Below are 16,002 nucleotides of genomic sequence, written 5' to 3' on the forward strand. Positions count from 1 at the left end.
GGGATCTGGCCTGATTGCATTGCCAGACTGGACCTATCGGCAGGGCCGGGCAAGAGGCCATTGGCGCGCAAGGGGCAGGGCGCCGGTCAGGTCGTCTCGCCGCTTTCGTCCGAGATGATGCGGGCGGCGATGCGGCTGCGGATATCGGCGGGTTCGGCGGCAAGGGCTGCGGCCATCGCTGCTGTGTCACGATCCAGCCGATGCAAACGGTCGACGAGGGCCAGCACGAGGGCCAGCGCGTCGGGCCCAAGTTCAAAACTGTCGACAAGTTCGCAGCATAGCTCCAGCCGCGCTATGTCGACCTCGGTATAGACCGGGCCCTGTCCGCTTTGCAGTGGGGTGACGATTTCGGCCGAGACAAAGGCACTCAGACGGCTGGTGGTCAACCGGCCCACGGTGGTGACGACCTCGGTGGTGCTGTAGAACCGGCTCATGGCTTCATCCCCTTGCGTGGGTCGTAGGCATGGCGCGTCCGCCAGCCGCGCAGGAATTCTTCCAGTTCAGTGTCAACCTTGGGCGGGCTGACAATGCGCAACTCGATCCGCTGGTCGCCGGCCTTCGCGGCGCCGGCCGGGCGCACCCCGCGGCCGCGCAGGCGCAGGGTTTGGCCGCTGCTGGCGCCTTTCGGGATCGTCACATTGACCATGCCACCAATGGTGGGCGCGGCAACCTTGGCACCAAGGATTGCTTCGTCCAACGTGATCGGCAAGGTCAACAGGATGTCGTCGCCCTCGCGGCGGAAATGCTTGTGCGGTGCGACAGAGATGGTGATCAGCGCATCGCCCGGCTTGCCACCCGCGACCGTGGCACCCTTGCCGCGCAGGCGCAGCGTTTGACCGTCAGCGGTGCCCTCAGGAATACGCACGTCCAACCTTCCGCCCTCGGGCAAGGTGATGCGGGTGGTGCCGCCGCGCACGGCATCGAGGAAGGGCACGGTCAGGGCGTAGCGCATGTCGGTCCCTCGAAAGCCAAAGCCGCCACCTTGCGCCCCACCGCCACCGCGCTGGCGCAGGAACTCGGCAAAGATGTCGGCCGGGTCCACGTCCGGGCGGAAACCGCCTTGCCCCTGATAGGGATTGCCGCGCGCGCCGGCATGGTCGCGGTAAAAGCCGCGCGGTGCCTGTTCGGCGCCGGTCTCGTCAATCTCGCCCCGGTCAAAGCGGGCCCTCGTCTCGGGGTCCTTGAGCAGGTCATAGGCGGCCGAGGCGGCCTTGAACCGCGCCTCGGCCTCGGCATCGCCGGGCGCAAGATCAGGGTGGGACGTGCGGGCAATCTTGCGATAGGCCTTCTTGATCTCGGCCTCGGTCGCGGTTTTCTTGATGCCAAGCGCGGCATAGGGGTCAGTGGCCATGACAGTCCTTCCCGGCCGCGCAAAGTGCGGCCAGCCTTCCGTCCAAAGTTAGGCACAGCAAGGCCCGCCTGCAATTGACAGAAGTCAAAGGCCGAAAGTTTCAGGATAGGCGCCGGGCCCGATCCGTTTCGGGCCTTTCCCGGAGTACTCTTGGCAGGACTGAGCCTCAGCCACGCGGTACGGCAAGCGGCGCCTTCTGCCGGCCTTCAGCATCGAAATTTTCCGCGTCCAGCCAGCGGGTGAGGGCGGCGCGCACCTGCGGCCAGTCCTTGTCGGTCATCGCGAACCATGCGGTATCGCGGTTGCGGCCCTTGTAATGGGTGGCTTGCCGGAACGTGCCCTCATAGCGGAACCCCAGCCGCAGCGCGGCGCGACGCGAGGGTTCGTTCAGCGCGTCGCATTTCCATTCGTAGCGGCGATAGCCCAGCTCGTCGAAGACCCGCGACATCATCAGGAACATCGCCTCGGTCGCCATCACGCTGCGCTGGAGCGCCGGGGCATAGTTGATGTGGCCCACCTCGATCGCGCCGTTGCCGGGGTCGATCCGCAGGTAGCTGGCCAGCCCCACCGGCGCGCCGTCGGCGGTGCAGATGGTATGAAAAAGCGGGTCGTCCCCGGTGCAGGTCTTTTCCATCCAGACGCGGAAATCCGAGAGCGCGGCGAAGGGGCCATAGGGCAGGTAGGTCCAGACGCGGTCCTCGGCATCGGCAACGTAGGCGGCGTGCAGGTCGGCGGCATGGGCGACCGGATCGGCGGCGACAAGGCGCACGGTGCGCCCCTCCATCGCGGTGCGCGGCGGGCGGGGGCGGGGCAATTCCACGTCAAGCGGGTCGCCGATGGGCTGTCCGAGAGCGTTGAGGCGTGTCACCGGGGGGCCTTTCGAAAGGGGGCCGGGCGCGGAACGGGCCGCGCCCGGCGGATGGGTCAGCCGAAGACCTTGGTCAGCGCCTTGTCGACGGCGCCGGTGATTGCGTCGATGTCGTCGGCGGTGGCGATCAGCGCGGGCGCGAAGAGCAGCGTGTTGTTGAACCCCGGCAGGCTGCGGTTGGTCGCGCCGATGATCACGCCCTGCGCAAGGCAGTCTGCCACGACTGCGCCGACGCGCTTTTCGTTCACCGGTTCCTTGCTTTCGCGGTCGACGACCAGTTCGGCGCCTTGGAACAGGCCCATGCCGCGCACGTCGCCGATCACCTTGTGTTTGTCCATCAGCGCGCGCAGGTTGGCGTGCAGCCGCTCGCCCATCCGGGTCGAGTTTTCCAGCAGGTTCTCGTCCTCGATGATGCGCATGTTCTCAAGCGCCGCGGCGGGGCCAGCGGTGCAGCCGCCGAAGGTCGAGATGTCGCGGAAATAGGACATGTGATCGTCGGCGTCCTTGAACATCTCGAAGACGCGGTCGGTGGTCACACAGCAGGAAATCGCGGCATAGCCCGAGGCCACGCCCTTGGCCATCGTCACGATGTCGGGCTGGATGCCGAACTGCTGGTAGCCGAACCAGGTGCCGGTGCGGCCCAGCCCGCAGACCACCTCGTCGATATGGATCAGGATGTCGTACTTGCGGCAGATCTCCTGCACCTTGTCCCAATAGCCCTTGGGCGGCACGATGATGCCGCCGCCGGCGGTGATCGGCTCGAGGCAGAGCGCGCCGATCGTGTCGGGGCCCTCGCGCAGGATCACCTCCTCGATCGCCTCGGCGGCCTTGACGCCGTAATCCTCGCCCGGCCACTGGGCGCGGTATTCAAGGCAATGAGGCACCTGCACGAAGCCGGGCGTGTAGGGCCCGTATTGCGCGTTACGCTCCTGCTGGCCGCCGGCCGACAGCGCGGTGATGGTGGTGCCGTGATAGTCGCGGTCGCGGAACAGGATCTTGTTCTTCTTGCCGCCGTAATGCTTGTGGCTGATCTGGCGGACCATCTTGAACGCCTTCTCGTTGGCCTCTGAGCCCGAGTTGGCGAAGTAGACACGGGAAAGGCCCGGCATCTTGGTGATCAGCTTTTCGGCGAATTGTGCGCCGGGGATGGTGCCCTTGGCCCCCGCGAAGAAGCACATCTTGGTCAGCTGGTCGCGCACGGCATTGGCGATGCTTTCCCGGCCATAGCCCACGTTGACGGTCCAGACGGCACCGGAGACGGCGTCGATATGTTCCTTGCCGGTGATGTCCCAAACGCGCAGGCCTTTGCCCTCGACAATGATCTGCGGGTCGATGGTTTCGAAGGGCTTGTGTTGCACCAGGTGGTGCCAGACATGGGCGCGGTCGGCCTCGATCACCTTGGCCGGGTCGTTGGATTGGGTCAGGCTGTCCATCAATGGCTCCATCGGATGAGAACAGGAAAAGGGGTCGTCGACTCGTCATGACACGGGCCGCCCGCCTTTGTTCCACACTGCGCCCGCTGCAAGGCAGGTCAATAGGGCCAGATGTCCCTCATGCATAGCGCCAGATTCGGGCCGGGATGGCCGTAATGGCGGCCCGCCCGCATTGACCTTCGCTGCCCGAGGGGCCAGCCTGAGCGGGCCGCCGTCCGGCGCGGCAGGCTGAAAGCGAAAGGAACCGGTATGAAAATCGCGACGATGGCGACAGGTGGGATCGGCGGCTACCTCGCGGTGAAGCTGACGCAGGCGGGCCACCAGGTGGCGACCATCGCGCGCGGCGCGCACCTCGCCGCGATCCGCGACAAGGGCCTGACGCTGGACGGCCCCGACGGCGTGGAAACGGTGCGGCCCTGGATCGCCACGGACGACCCGGCCGAGGTGGGCGCCGTCGATGCCGTGATCTTCGGCGTCAAGGGCGATGGCCTGCCCGCTGCCGCGCGGGCCTGCATGCCACTTCTGGGCCCCGAGACCATCGTTGTGCCTTTCCTCAACGGCGTCGAAGCGTCCGACCGGCTGCTGGAATTCCTGCCGGAGAAGAACGTGGGCAACGGCGTGGCCCGCGTTTCCACCACGATCCGCGCGCCGGGGGTGATCGGGCAGGTCGGTAGCTTTGCCAGCTTCATCTGCGGTGAACGTGACAGCCACCCGTCGGACCGGATCGCGGCGCTGCGCGCGGCGATCATCGCGGGCGGTGCCGAGTCGCCCGAGACCGATGACGTGGTTCGAGACCTGTGGATCAAGTTCGTGCTGTTCTCGGGAATGTCCGGCGTCACCGCCGCCGCGCGCTGCACCATTGGCGAGGTGCGCGCACATGCGCCGCTGGCCGAGCTTTTCCGCGGCGTGGTCGCTGAAACGGCGGCGCTGGGCCGCACGCGCGGCGTGGCGCTACCCGATGGGCTGGAGGCCCAGATCTGGCGTAGCATCGAGGGGCTGCCGGCCGACATGCGTGCCTCGACAGCAATCGACCTTGAACATGGGCGTCCGCTGGAAATCGAATGGGTCTCGGGCGCGGTGCGGCGGCTGGCGGAGGTAAGCGGTGTTCTGGCACCGCTCAACGGCGCGCTTTACGCGCTGCTTTTGCCGCATCGTGACGGCAGGTCCGGGGGCTGAGGTCCGCAGGCGCGGGGTTTTCCGAAGCCGCCTTTCAGGAAATCGAACGAAGCGCGCGACATGGCCCGAATGGCTTTGCCCGCGGCTTTGCCCGCGCCCTAGTCTGCGGCCGTGATTGCATATTCCGATGGGCAGATGAAACGGACGGTCGGCATTCTTGGCGGCATGGGGCCGGAGGCGACGGTCGCGCTGATGGCGCGGGTGATCGCCGCCGTCGATGCAGCCGACGATGCCGACCATATTCCGCTGCTTGTCGATCAGAATCCGCAGGTGCCCAGCCGCATCGCCCGGTTGATCGAGGGCCGCGGCGAGGATCCGGCGCCGGTGCTGGCGATGATGGCGCGGCGGCTGGAAGGGGCGGGGGCCTGCGCGCTGGCGATGCCCTGCAACACCGCGCACGCCTATGCCGACGTGATCCGTGCCGCGGTGACGATTCCGTTTCTCGACATGGTGCAGGCCAGTGCCGCGGCGCTGGCAGCGGGGCCGGTGGTGCTGATGGCCTCGCCCGCGGTGCGGCGCGCGGGCGTGTTCGAAGGCGCGCTGGCCGGACGTGAGGTGATCCATCCCGATGCCGACCGCGCGCTTGCGCTGATCCGCGCGGTCAAGCGCGATGGCGCGACGCCCGAGAACCGCGCCGCCTTTGCCGCCCTCGTTCAGGCGACGGGGGACGCGCAGGTGCTGGTCGCCTGCACCGAATTTTCCCTGCTGGCCGAACCCGGACCGCAGGTCATCGACACGCTCGACGTGCTGGTGCGCGAGATCGTGGCCTTTTCCACTGGGGAGACGCATGGCTGAGTATCTGAAAAAGGCGGAACGCACCGCAGAAACCGGGCATGACGACGTGTCCGCCGCCGTGCGCGCACTGCTGGCCGAAATCGCGACCGGGGGCGAGGCTGCCGCGCGGGACATGGCGCGCCGCTTCGACGGGTGGGAGGGCGAGGTCATTGTCAGCCGCGAGGCGCTGGAGGCCGCCAAGGCCAAGGTGCCGGACCGCATCAAGGCCGATATCGCCTTCGCCCATGCCAATATCCGCCGCTTTGCCGAGGCGCAGCGCGCCACCATCGCCGATACGCAGGTGGAAATCCTGCCGGGCTTGATTGCCGGACAAAAGCAAATCCCGGTCAGCGCCGCGGGCTGCTACGTGCCGGGCGGGCGCTATGCCCATATTGCAAGTGCGATCATGACGATCACCACGGCCAAGGTCGCGGGCGTCGGGCATGTCGCGGCCTGTTCGCCGCCGCGACCCGGTGAAGGGATTCCGCCCGCGATCCTTTACGCGATGGACCTTTGCGGGGCCGATGCGATCCTGAACATGGGCGGCGTGCAGGCGGTGGCGGCGATGGCGCAGGGCCTGTTCGGGCTGCCCAAGGCGGACATCCTCGTGGGTCCCGGCAACCAGTACGTGGCCGAGGCCAAGCGCATTCTCTTCGGGCAGGTCGGCATCGACATGGTGGCGGGGCCGACCGACAGCCTGGTCCTGGCCGATGCCACGGCGGACGCGGCCTTTGTCGCGGCCGACCTCGTGGGGCAGGCGGAACACGGCTACAACTCGCCCGTCTGGCTGGTCACCGACGACCGCGCGCTGGCCGAGGACGTGATGGCGCGGGTGCCCGCGCTGATCGACGCGCTGCCCAAGACCAACGCCGACAATGCGCGCGCGGCCTGGCGCGACTATGCCGAGGTCGTGCTGTGCGCCGACCGCAAGGAGATGGCGCAGGTCAGCGACCGCTACGCGCCCGAGCATCTGCACGTGCAATGCGCCGACCTTGACTGGTGGCTGGCGCGGCTAAGCGCCTATGGCAGCCTGTTTCTGGGTGAGGAAACCACCGTGGCCTTCGGCGACAAGGCCGCGGGGCCAAACCACGTCCTGCCCACGGGCGGGGCCGCGCGCTATACAGGCGGGCTGTCGGTGGGCAAGTTCATGAAGACCGTGACATGGCAGCGCGCCACCCGCGATGCCGCCCGCCCGGTGGCCGAGGCGACCGCGCGGATCAGCCGGCTGGAAGGCATGGAGGGGCACGCGCGCACCGCCGACATCCGGCTGGCCAAGTATTTCCCCGGCGAGGTCTTCGACCTCGGCACGTGATGCCGCCGCGGGCGCGGCGGCACGCCTCCGGCGGGAGTATTTGGGGCCAGAAGAAGCCCTAAAGCAGGATTTCCAGGCCGTCGCGGGCGATCATGGTCGGGCCGTCCCAGCCTTGCGCCACCTTCGCCAGCCAGTCACCTTCGGTGAACCGCGGGTCGTCGGCGGGCAGAAGGTGGTTGAGGACCAGCCGCCCGACGCCCGCCGCGGCGGCGATGCGCGCGGCATCGTCGGCGGTGGTGTGGGCCGCGAAGATATGCGCGCGCAGCTTCTCGCCCATGCCGGTCTTCTGCACGATCAGGTCGACCGCCTCGGGCAACATCGCCTCGTGCAACAGCAGGTCCGAACCGCGGGCGAAATCGGCCAGCGGCAGGTGATAGGCGGTGTCGCCCGAGCAAGTGACCGACCGGCTGCCATCGAAGCGCAGCGCGTAACACGGATCGAGCGGCGGATGCGGCACCCTGAGCGCGCCGACCCGCAGCGGGCCATCGAGGACCGGCCCTTCGATATAGGTCTGGACGCGGACCAACCCGTCGAGCGGCGGGCGCCCCTCGTCATAGACGCGGATCGCGGTGTCGTAGGACATGGATTGCAGGAAGGCCGCCCAATAACCGGCGATGCCCTCGGGGCCGTAGATGGTAACCGGGGTCTTCAACCCGCTCGTCCAGGCGGTGTGCAGCAGCGGCCCAAGTTCCAGCAGGTGGTCGGAGTGCAGGTGGGTGATGAAGATCAGGTCGAGGGTTTTCAGGTCCATCCCGGCCTCGACCAGCGCGCGGGTCACGCCGATGCCGCAGTCGATGACGATGCGCCGCCCGTCCAGTTCCAGCAGAGTAGAGGTGGGCATCGCGCCGCCCTTGCGCACCGCCGGGCCGCCCTTGGTGCCCAGCGTGACAAGGCGGTTGACCGCGCTCATCCGGCGTCGTCCAGGCCGGCGAGGAAGGCGGAGAACTCGTCCTCCTCGATGCCCACAATGTGCTGCGCCGCGGGATAGCTGCCCTCGTCCACGTCGCGGCGGAACGCCTCGAATGCCGATTGTCGGAGCGCCTGTAGCCGTGCGTGTTCGGCCGCGAAATCGGCATAGACCTTGGCATGGCGCGGGCGATGGCCCCGGGTATGGCCCAGCACGTCCTCGGCGAAGAGGTATTGCGCGTCGGCATGGGGCCCCGCGCCCATGCCCAGCATGACCAGGCTGGTGCGGCGGGTGATCTCGGCCGCGACGCGGTCCGGCACCACCTCGATCTCGGCGCCGAAGCAGCCCAGCTCTTCCAACTGCCGGACGTGATCCCAGATCGCGAGCGCCGATGCAGCCGTCTTGCCCACGGCGCGGAAGCCGCCGGTCCACGTGGCCTTGGACGGGATCAGTCCGACATGGCTGACCACGGGAATGCCATCGGCCGCCAGCGTGCCGATCGTGGCGAAGGAGGATGCGCAATAGACGCAATCGCCGCCAATCTTCATCGCGCGGTGGGCGGCACGCAGGTAATCCTCGGTGGTCACCAGTTCGCGGTAGAGTAGCCCCACCTGCACGAAACAATTGCCCGCCGCCGCGCGCATCTCGGGTGTCCAGAGCGGATCGACGATCGAAAGCATGTCGATGCCCGCCGCCGCGGCCGCTGCTGCCTCGTCCGGTGTCTCGACGTAGAGCATCGTCAGTTGCCGCACGCCTTTGAGCGCGCGGATATCGGCGACGGTCGGGCGGCCGGCCATGGTCAGACCTGCACGAAGACGGTGCCGTCTTCCACCTTGACCGGGTAGGTCTGCAGGTTCACGCAGACCGGCGCGCGCTTGGCCTCGCCGGTGCGATAGTCGAACTGGCCGTTATGCTTGGGGCATTCGATGACGTAATCCATCACCAGCCCGCCCGCGAGGTGCACCTGTTCGTGGCTGCAAAGACCGTCGGTGCAGAAAAACTCGCCATCGGGGGAATGGTAGATGGCATAGGTCTTGCCATCGTGGTCCCAGCGCATGACGTCTTCTTCGTCGATCTCGTCAGTGGGGCAGGCTTTGGTCCATACGGGCATCGGGGGCTCCTTCAATTTGCGGTCGCCTTCAGGATGGGGGCAAGGGACAGGCGCAGGGCAACCTCTTTCTGCGCGGGCCTGACGAAGTTGCATCACTCAACGCCGCGTTTCTGACGAAATCACCTCAATCTGCCCCCTTTCGCCCGTCAAGCGTTGCGGCGATGATCCGGCCATGATCGACAAGCTGGAAATGTTCATTGCGTTGTCCCGCGAGGGCCATTTTGGCAAGGCGGCCGAAAGCCTTGGCATCGCGCAACCGACACTGTCGGCGGGGATCAAGCAGCTTGAGGCGCATCTTGGCGTGCAACTTGTCTGGCGCGGGTCGCGCTTTGGCGGCCTGACGCCGGAGGGGCAGCGCGTACTGGTCTGGGCGCGCCAGATCGTCAGTGATACCCGCACCATGCGCGAGGAAATGCGCGCGGTCCGGCGCGGCCTTTCGGGGCACTTGCGGCTGGCGGTGATCCCCACGGCACTGACCAGCGCCGCGCAGCTGACTGCCGGTTTCGCCGACAGCCATCCCGGTGTGAACTTCACCATCCTGTCGCGCAACTCGGTCGAGATCCTGGCGATGCTGGAAAACCTCGAGATCGACGCAGGTGTCACCTACCTGGACAACGAACCGTTGGGCCGCGTTACGGCCGTGCCGATGTACAAGGAACGTTACACGCTGGTCTGCGGCGGATCGTCCCGCTTTGCCGGGCGTGACGAGGTGGGCTGGGAGGAACTGTCGTCCGTCCCGCTTTGCCTGCTGACGCCGGACATGCAGAACCGCCGGATTATCGCGCAGAACTTTCTCGAGGCCGGCGCGACGGTCAGCGCCTCGGTCGAATCGAACTCGACGGTGGTGCTGATGGCGCATGTCGAGACCGGCAACTGGGCCACGATCCTGCCCGACAAGCATGCAGCTTTCCTTGCCGCGGGCAAGAACGTACGAATCGTGCCGCTGAAAGAGCCGCGCGTCGCCCATGCCGTGGGCTTGATCGCGCCGTTTCGAGAGCCTCATACGCCGGTTCTGGACGCGCTTCTGGCACAGGCGCGCGCGATTGCCGAAATCTGACGTTTGATAGTTTTTTCCTATCGATTGACGAATATTCGATATTGCTTTGCGCTGTAACGCGCGCGAAGTATGCGGCCGTATTCCGCCAGCGGAGGGTTCCGTCTTGTCTTCCACCATCTCGTCCGCCGCGCTGGACCAGCATCTCGACCGGATCTTTGCCGATCTGGGCGCGCTGGAAGGGCCGCTTCTGCCGATCCTGCATGCTTTGCAGGCCGATTTGGGCCATGTCCCGAAGGATGCGCTGCCGTTGATCGCCGAACGTCTGAACATCACCCGCGCCGAGGTGCATGGCGTGGTGTCCTTCTATCACGATTTCCGCGAGGAACCGGCGGGCCGGCATGTGGTCAAGCTGTGCCGGGCCGAGGCGTGCCAGGCGATGGGCGCGAACCGGGTGGCCGACCATGCCCGCGCCGCGCTGGGCGTCGACTGGCACGAAACCACGCCCGACGGTGTCACGCTGGAGCCGGTGTTCTGCCTGGGCCTTTGTGCCTGCGGGCCCGCCGCGCTGGTCGATGGCGAGGTCGTGGGCCGGGTGGACGAGGCCCGGTTCGACACGATCGTGGACGGGTTCAAGGCAAAGGTGACGGCATGAAGATCTACGTTCCCCGCGATGCCGCTGCGCGTGGCCTTGGTGCCGATGCCGTGGCCCGCGCCGTGCAGGCAGAGGCGCAGGCGCGCGGCCTTGACGTGACGCTGGTGCGCAATGGCAGCCGCGGCATGATCTGGCTGGAGCCGCTGGTCGAGGTGGAAACCGATGCGGGCCGGCTGGCCTATGGCCCGGCGACCGCGGCCGATGTGCCGGCCATTCTGGACGGCACCAGCGACAAGGCGCTGGGCCGGGTCGAGGACATCCCGTTCTTCGCCCGCCAGACCCGTCTGACCTTTGCCCGCGTCGGCCTGATCGACCCGCTGGACCTGGACGATTACGCCGCGCATGGCGGCCTTGCCGGGCTGAAGCGCGCGCTGGGGATGGAGCCTGCCGCGATCGTCGCCGAGGTGACCGACAGCGGCCTGCGCGGACGCGGCGGTGCGGGCTTTCCGACTGGCATCAAGTGGGAAACGGTGCGCAAGGCCGCCGGCCCGCAGAAATACATCGTCTGCAACGCCGACGAGGGCGACAGCGGCACCTTTGCCGACCGCATGCTGATGGAGGGCGACCCCTTCACCCTGATCGAGGGCATGGCGATTGCCGGGATCGGGACGGGCGCCACCAAGGGCTATGTCTACATCCGCTCGGAATATCCCGACGCGATCGAGGTGATGACCCGCGCGGTCGAGATTGCGCGGGCCAAGGGCGTGCTGGGTGCTGCCGTGCTGGGCACCGGCCCGGCCTTTGACATGGAAATCCGCGTGGGCGCCGGGGCCTATGTCTGCGGCGAGGAAACCAGCCTGCTCAACAGCCTGGAAGGCAAGCGCGGCGTGGTCCGCGCCAAGCCGCCGCTGCCCGCGCTGGAGGGGTTCCTCGGGCGGCCAACGGTCGTCAACAACGTCATCAGCCTTGCCACCGTGCCGGTGATCTTCGAGCGCGGGGCCCAGTTCTACAAGGATTTCGGCCTTGGCCGGTCGCGCGGGACGATCCCGGTGCAGATCGCAGGGAACGTGAAGTTCGGCGGGCTGTTCGAGGCCGCCTTCGGCATGAGCCTTGGCGCGCTGGTCGATGACATCGCGGGCGGCACGGCCAGTGGCCGTCCGGTGAAGGCGGTTCAGGTCGGCGGGCCGCTGGGGGCCTATTTCCCGCGCGCCAAGTTCGACACGCCCTTCGGGTATGAAGAATTCGACGGGCAGGGCGGGCTGATCGGCCATGCTGGCGTCGTTGTCTTCGATGACAGTGTCGACATGCTGGGTATGGCCCGCTTCGCGCTGGAGTTCTGCGCTATCGAGTCTTGTGGCAAATGCACGCCGTGCCGGATCGGCGCGGTGCGCGGGGTGGAAACGGTGGACCGCATCGCGCTGGGCGATCCCGCGGCCATCCCGCTGCTGACCGACCTGTGCGAAACGATGAAGGACGGTTCGCTCTGCGCGCTGGGGGGCTTCACGCCCTACCCGGTCATGTCCGCCCTCACCCATTTCCCTGACGACTTCGCCCGCGCCAAGGAGGCCGCCGAATGAAAGACTTCATCATCCCCTGGTCCGACGACCGCGACATGGGCACGCCCGCGTCCCGTTCCGACGTGATGGTGACGCTGACCATCGACGGGTTCGACGTGACGGTGCCCGAAGGCACAAGCGTGATGCGCGCCAGCGCCATCGCCGGCATCCAGGTGCCCAAGCTTTGCGCGACCGACAGTGTCGAGGCGTTCGGCTCTTGCCGCCTGTGCGTGGTGGAAATCGAGGGCCGGCGCGGCACGCCCGCCTCCTGCACCACGCCGGTAACACCGGGTATGGTGGTGCATACCCAGTCGCCCAAGGTGCAGAAGATCCGCAAGGGCGTGATGGAGCTTTACATCTCCGACCACCCGCTGGACTGCCTGACCTGCGCGGCCAATGGCGATTGCGAGTTGCAGGACATGGCCGGCGTCGTCGGCCTGCGCGACGTGCGTTACGACGCCAAGGACAACCATTTCTCCAAGCGTAGCGGCGACATGCCCAACGCCAATTACATCCCCAAGGACGACAGCAACCCCTATTTCACCTACGACCCGGCCAAGTGCATCGTCTGCTCGCGTTGCGTGCGCGCCTGCGAAGAGGTGCAGGGCACCTTCGCGCTGACGATCGAGGGGCGCGGGTTCGACAGCCGCGTGTCGGCGGGCATGAAGGGCGATACCTTCCTGTCGTCCGACTGCGTGTCTTGCGGCGCCTGCGTGCAGGCCTGCCCCACCGCCACGCTGCAGGAAAAGTCGGTCATCGAGATGGGCACGCCCACCCGCTCGGTCATCACGACCTGCGCCTATTGCGGCGTCGGCTGCTCGTTCAAGGCAGAGCTGAACGGCGATCAACTGGTGCGGATGACGCCCTACAAGAACGGCAAGGCCAACCGCGGCCATAGCTGCGTGAAGGGCCGTTTCGCCTGGGGCTATGCCAGCCACAACGACCGCATCCTCAACCCGATGATCCGCGACAAGATCACCGATCCCTGGCGCGAAGTGACCTGGGACGAGGCGCTGTCCTTTGCCGCCACCCGCATGCGCGGGCTGCAGGAAACCTACGGCAAGAAGTCGATCGGCGTGATCACCTCCAGCCGTTGCACCAACGAGGAAACCTTCCTCGTGCAGAAGCTGGCGCGCGGCGTCTTTGGCAACAACAACACCGATACCTGCGCCCGCGTCTGCCATTCGCCCACCGGCTATGGCCTTGGCCAGACCTTCGGCACCTCGGCCGGCACGCAGGATTTCGACTCGGTCGAGCATACCGACGTGGTCATCGTGATCGGCGCCAACCCGACCGACGGGCATCCTGTTTTTGCATCCCGGCTGAAAAAGCGGCTGCGCAAGGGTGCGAAATTGATTGTGATCGACCCGCGCCGGATTGACCTGGTGAAGTCGGCACATATCCGCGCGTCGCATCACCTCGCGCTGCGGCCCGGCACGAACGTCGCCGTGGTCACCTCGCTGGCGCATGTCATTGTGACCGAGGGCCTGATGAACGAAGCCTTCATCCGCGAGCGCTGCGACTGGGACGAGTTCCAGGATTACGCCGAATTCGTCAGCGATCCGCGCCACAGCCCCGAGGCGACCGAGGCGCTGACCGGCGTTCCGGCCGAGGAACTGCGCCGCGCGGCGCGCCTCTTCGCCACCGGCGGAAACGGCGCGATCTACTACGGCCTCGGCGTGACCGAGCACAGCCAGGGCTCGACCACCGTGATCGGTATTGCCAACCTCGCCATGTTGACCGGCAACATGGGCCGGCCCGGCGTGGGCGTGAACCCGCTGCGCGGCCAGAACAACGTGCAGGGGTCGTGCGACATGGGGTCCTTCCCGCACGAATTCCCCGGCTATCGCCACGTCAAGAACGACGATGTGCGCGCCGTGTTCGAAAGCCTCTGGGGGGTGGAGCTGGACAACGAACCGGGCCTGCGCATTCCCAACATGCTGGACGCCGCCGTCGATGGCACCTTCAAAGGCCTGTACTGCCAGGGCGAGGACATCCTGCAATCGGACCCCGACACGCACCATGTCGCCGCCGGTCTGGCAGCGATGGAATGCGTCATCGTGCATGACCTGTTCCTCAACGAGACGGCCAACTACGCGCATGTGTTCCTGCCCGGCTCGACCTTCCTCGAGAAAGACGGAACCTTCACCAATGCCGAGCGGCGCATCAACATGGTCCGCAAGGTGATGGCGCCCAAGAACGGCTATGCCGACTGGGAGATCACCCAGATGCTGGCACGCGCCATGGGCGCGAACTGGACCTACACCCATCCCAGCCAGATCATGGACGAGATCGCCATGACCACGCCCAGCTTTGCCGGCGTGACCTATGACCTGATCGAGGAAAAGGGCTCGGTCCAGTGGCCCTGCAACACCAAGGCCCCCGAAGGCACGCCGCTGATGCATGTCGAGGGCTTCGTGCGCGGCAAGGGCAAGTTCATCGTCACCGAATACGTGGCGACCGACGAAAAGACCGGCCCGCGCTTCCCGCTGTTGCTGACGACGGGGCGCATCCTGTCACAGTACAACGTCGGCGCGCAGACCCGGCGCACCGCCAATACCGTCTGGCATGAAGAGGACCTGCTGGAAATCCACCCGCACGACGCCGAGGTGCGCGGCGTGAAGGATGGCGACTATGTGCGCCTTGCCAGCCGCGCGGGCGAGACGACGCTGCGCGCCAAGATCACCGACCGGGTGTCGCCCGGCGTGGTCTATACGACCTTCCACCATCCCTCGACGCAGGCCAACGTCATCACCACCGACTTCAGCGACTGGGCCACGAATTGCCCGGAATACAAGGTGACGGCGGTGCAGGTCAGCCCCTCCAACGGGCCGACCGCATGGCAAGAGGAATATGCCGCGCAGGCCGAGATGGCCCGCCGCATCCTTCCGGCGGCCGAGTGATGGTGGCCCGCGCGCACAGCCTGCCGGGCCGGTCGGTGCGCGAGGGCGCGGCGCATGACATGCATCGCGCCCTGCCCGAAGAAACGCCGGTGGCGCTGGTCTACAACGGCTCGACCCAGGCCGTGATGATGGCCACGCCCGACGACCTGGCCGATTTCGGAATCGGGTTTTCTCTTACCGAGGGCATCGTGCGCGACGCGGCCGAGGTGGAAAGCCTTGACGTGCTGACGCACGACTCCGGGGTCGAGGTGCAAATGTGGCTGGCCGAGGATCGCGCGACGGCCATGGCGGCGCGACGGCGGCAGATGATGGGCCCGGTGGGCTGCGGCCTTTGCGGCATCGACAGCCTTGACGAGGCGCTGCGCCCGCTGCCGCAAGTGGCCGCTGACCTGCATATGACGGCGGCCGAGATTGACGCCGCGATGGACGGACTGGCCGCGCGTCAGCCTTTGCACGACCAGACCCGCGCCGTGCATGCGGCGGGGTTCTACCGCCCCGGCACTGGCATTATCGCCGCGCGCGAAGACGTGGGCCGGCACAATGCGCTCGACAAGCTGATCGGCGCGCTGGCCACGGCGGGCGAGGGGGCCGCGACCGGAGCCATTGTCATCACCAGCCGCATCTCGGTGGATATGGTGCAGAAATGCGTGATCGCGGGCGCGCCCGTTCTGATCGCGGCCTCTGCCCCCACCGCCCATGCCGTGCGCATCGCCAATGCGGCGGGCCTGACGCTGGTGGGTCTCGCCCGTGGCCGCGGCTTCGACATTTTCACCCATCCCGAACGCATCGTCTGAGGATCCGCCCATGTCGCCTGACAAACTGGTCTACATGGCCAACCAGATCGCCACCTTCTTCAAGAGCCAGCCCGACGCCGACAAGGCCGCGCGCGTCGCCGCCCACATCAAGGATTTCTGGGAGCCGCGCATGCGCGAGCAGTTCTTTGCGCTGATGGATGCGGGCCAGTTAGGCATTGATCCGTTGGTGGTCGACGCGATGACAAGACTTCGCCAGCCAGCCTGATC

Annotated in this window: 16 protein-coding genes; 9 read left to right on the plus strand and 7 right to left on the minus strand. The window is 67.0% G+C overall.

What is annotated here, in order from left to right:
• Positions 1-86 precede the first annotated feature (86 nt).
• The 4 genes from GC146_RS10130 to GC146_RS10145 form a co-directional block, all read right to left on the minus strand.
• Complete coding sequence (locus tag GC146_RS10130; RefSeq protein WP_291837685.1) at positions 87-434, minus strand: hypothetical protein; 348 nt, start codon at positions 432-434, stop codon at positions 87-89.
• Positions 431-1,351 carry a DnaJ C-terminal domain-containing protein gene (locus GC146_RS10135; RefSeq protein WP_291837686.1) on the minus strand — a complete coding sequence of 307 codons (921 nt, stop codon included), beginning with the start codon at positions 1,349-1,351 and terminating at the stop codon, positions 431-433. The genes GC146_RS10130 and GC146_RS10135 overlap by 4 nt, the downstream gene beginning before the upstream one ends.
• 166 nt (positions 1,352-1,517) lie before the next feature.
• Positions 1,518-2,219, minus strand: coding sequence for a GNAT family protein (locus GC146_RS10140; protein WP_291837688.1), 702 nt, complete (start codon positions 2,217-2,219; stop codon positions 1,518-1,520).
• A 56-nt stretch (positions 2,220-2,275) separates the two neighbouring features.
• The gene (locus GC146_RS10145; RefSeq protein ID WP_291837691.1) at positions 2,276-3,652 is read right to left on the minus strand and encodes an aminotransferase class III-fold pyridoxal phosphate-dependent enzyme; all 1,377 of its coding nucleotides are present in this window, start codon (positions 3,650-3,652) and stop codon (positions 2,276-2,278) included.
• A 249-nt stretch (positions 3,653-3,901) separates the two neighbouring features.
• Between GC146_RS10145 and GC146_RS10150 the strand changes: the two genes are divergently transcribed.
• The 3 genes from GC146_RS10150 (at position 3,902) to hisD (ending at position 6,914) form a co-directional block, all read left to right on the plus strand.
• Complete coding sequence (locus GC146_RS10150) at positions 3,902-4,828, plus strand: 2-dehydropantoate 2-reductase (protein ID WP_291837694.1); 927 nt, start codon at positions 3,902-3,904, stop codon at positions 4,826-4,828.
• Positions 4,829-4,963: 135 nt separating this feature from the next.
• A complete protein-coding gene (locus GC146_RS10155) occupies positions 4,964-5,623 on the plus strand; it encodes an amino acid racemase (protein WP_291837696.1) in 660 nt (219 codons plus the stop codon).
• A complete protein-coding gene (gene hisD / locus GC146_RS10160; RefSeq protein WP_291837699.1) occupies positions 5,616-6,914 on the plus strand; it encodes a histidinol dehydrogenase in 1,299 nt (432 codons plus the stop codon). The genes GC146_RS10155 and hisD overlap by 8 nt, the downstream gene beginning before the upstream one ends.
• A gap of 58 nt (positions 6,915-6,972) precedes the next feature.
• Here the strand turns inward: hisD and GC146_RS10165 are convergent, their stop codons facing one another.
• The 3 genes from GC146_RS10165 to GC146_RS10175 are packed head-to-tail and all read right to left on the minus strand — an operon-like array spanning position 6,973 to position 8,932.
• Positions 6,973-7,824, minus strand: coding sequence for an MBL fold metallo-hydrolase (locus GC146_RS10165; RefSeq protein ID WP_291837702.1), 852 nt, complete (start codon positions 7,822-7,824; stop codon positions 6,973-6,975).
• Positions 7,821-8,618 carry a 3-methyl-2-oxobutanoate hydroxymethyltransferase gene (locus GC146_RS10170; protein WP_291837705.1) on the minus strand — a complete coding sequence of 266 codons (798 nt, stop codon included), beginning with the start codon at positions 8,616-8,618 and terminating at the stop codon, positions 7,821-7,823. Before GC146_RS10170 ends, GC146_RS10165 begins: the two co-directional genes overlap by 4 nt.
• Positions 8,619-8,620: 2 nt before the next feature.
• Positions 8,621-8,932, minus strand: a complete 312-nt coding sequence (locus GC146_RS10175; RefSeq protein ID WP_291837708.1) for a MocE family 2Fe-2S type ferredoxin — start codon at positions 8,930-8,932, stop codon at positions 8,621-8,623.
• A gap of 172 nt (positions 8,933-9,104) precedes the next feature.
• On the opposite strand from GC146_RS10175, the gene GC146_RS10180 reads away from it, so the two are divergent.
• The 6 genes from GC146_RS10180 to GC146_RS10205 all read left to right on the plus strand — a co-directional run bounded on the left by GC146_RS10180 (position 9,105) and on the right by GC146_RS10205 (position 16,000).
• Positions 9,105-9,989, plus strand: a complete 885-nt coding sequence (locus GC146_RS10180) for a LysR family transcriptional regulator (RefSeq protein ID WP_291837711.1) — start codon at positions 9,105-9,107, stop codon at positions 9,987-9,989.
• 115 nt (positions 9,990-10,104) lie between these two features.
• Positions 10,105-10,581 carry a formate dehydrogenase subunit gamma gene (locus tag GC146_RS10185; RefSeq protein WP_291838518.1) on the plus strand — a complete coding sequence of 159 codons (477 nt, stop codon included), beginning with the start codon at positions 10,105-10,107 and terminating at the stop codon, positions 10,579-10,581.
• Positions 10,578-12,098 (plus strand): NADH-quinone oxidoreductase subunit NuoF, encoded by a 1,521-nt coding sequence (locus GC146_RS10190; RefSeq protein WP_291837713.1) that lies wholly within the window; start codon positions 10,578-10,580, stop codon positions 12,096-12,098. The genes GC146_RS10185 and GC146_RS10190 overlap by 4 nt, the downstream gene beginning before the upstream one ends.
• Positions 12,095-14,980, plus strand: a complete 2,886-nt coding sequence (gene fdhF, locus GC146_RS10195; RefSeq protein ID WP_291837715.1) for a formate dehydrogenase subunit alpha — start codon at positions 12,095-12,097, stop codon at positions 14,978-14,980. Before GC146_RS10190 ends, fdhF begins: the two co-directional genes overlap by 4 nt.
• 59 nt (positions 14,981-15,039) lie before the next feature.
• A complete protein-coding gene (fdhD, locus tag GC146_RS10200; protein WP_291838520.1) occupies positions 15,040-15,774 on the plus strand; it encodes a formate dehydrogenase accessory sulfurtransferase FdhD in 735 nt (244 codons plus the stop codon).
• A 10-nt stretch (positions 15,775-15,784) separates the two neighbouring features.
• Positions 15,785-16,000 carry a formate dehydrogenase subunit delta gene (locus GC146_RS10205; RefSeq protein WP_291837718.1) on the plus strand — a complete coding sequence of 72 codons (216 nt, stop codon included), beginning with the start codon at positions 15,785-15,787 and terminating at the stop codon, positions 15,998-16,000.
• Positions 16,001-16,002 lie beyond the last annotated feature (2 nt).

Origin of the sequence: Limimaricola sp. (assembly GCF_016125575.1) — a bacterium.
Taxonomy (GTDB): domain Bacteria; phylum Pseudomonadota; class Alphaproteobacteria; order Rhodobacterales; family Rhodobacteraceae; genus WGLM01.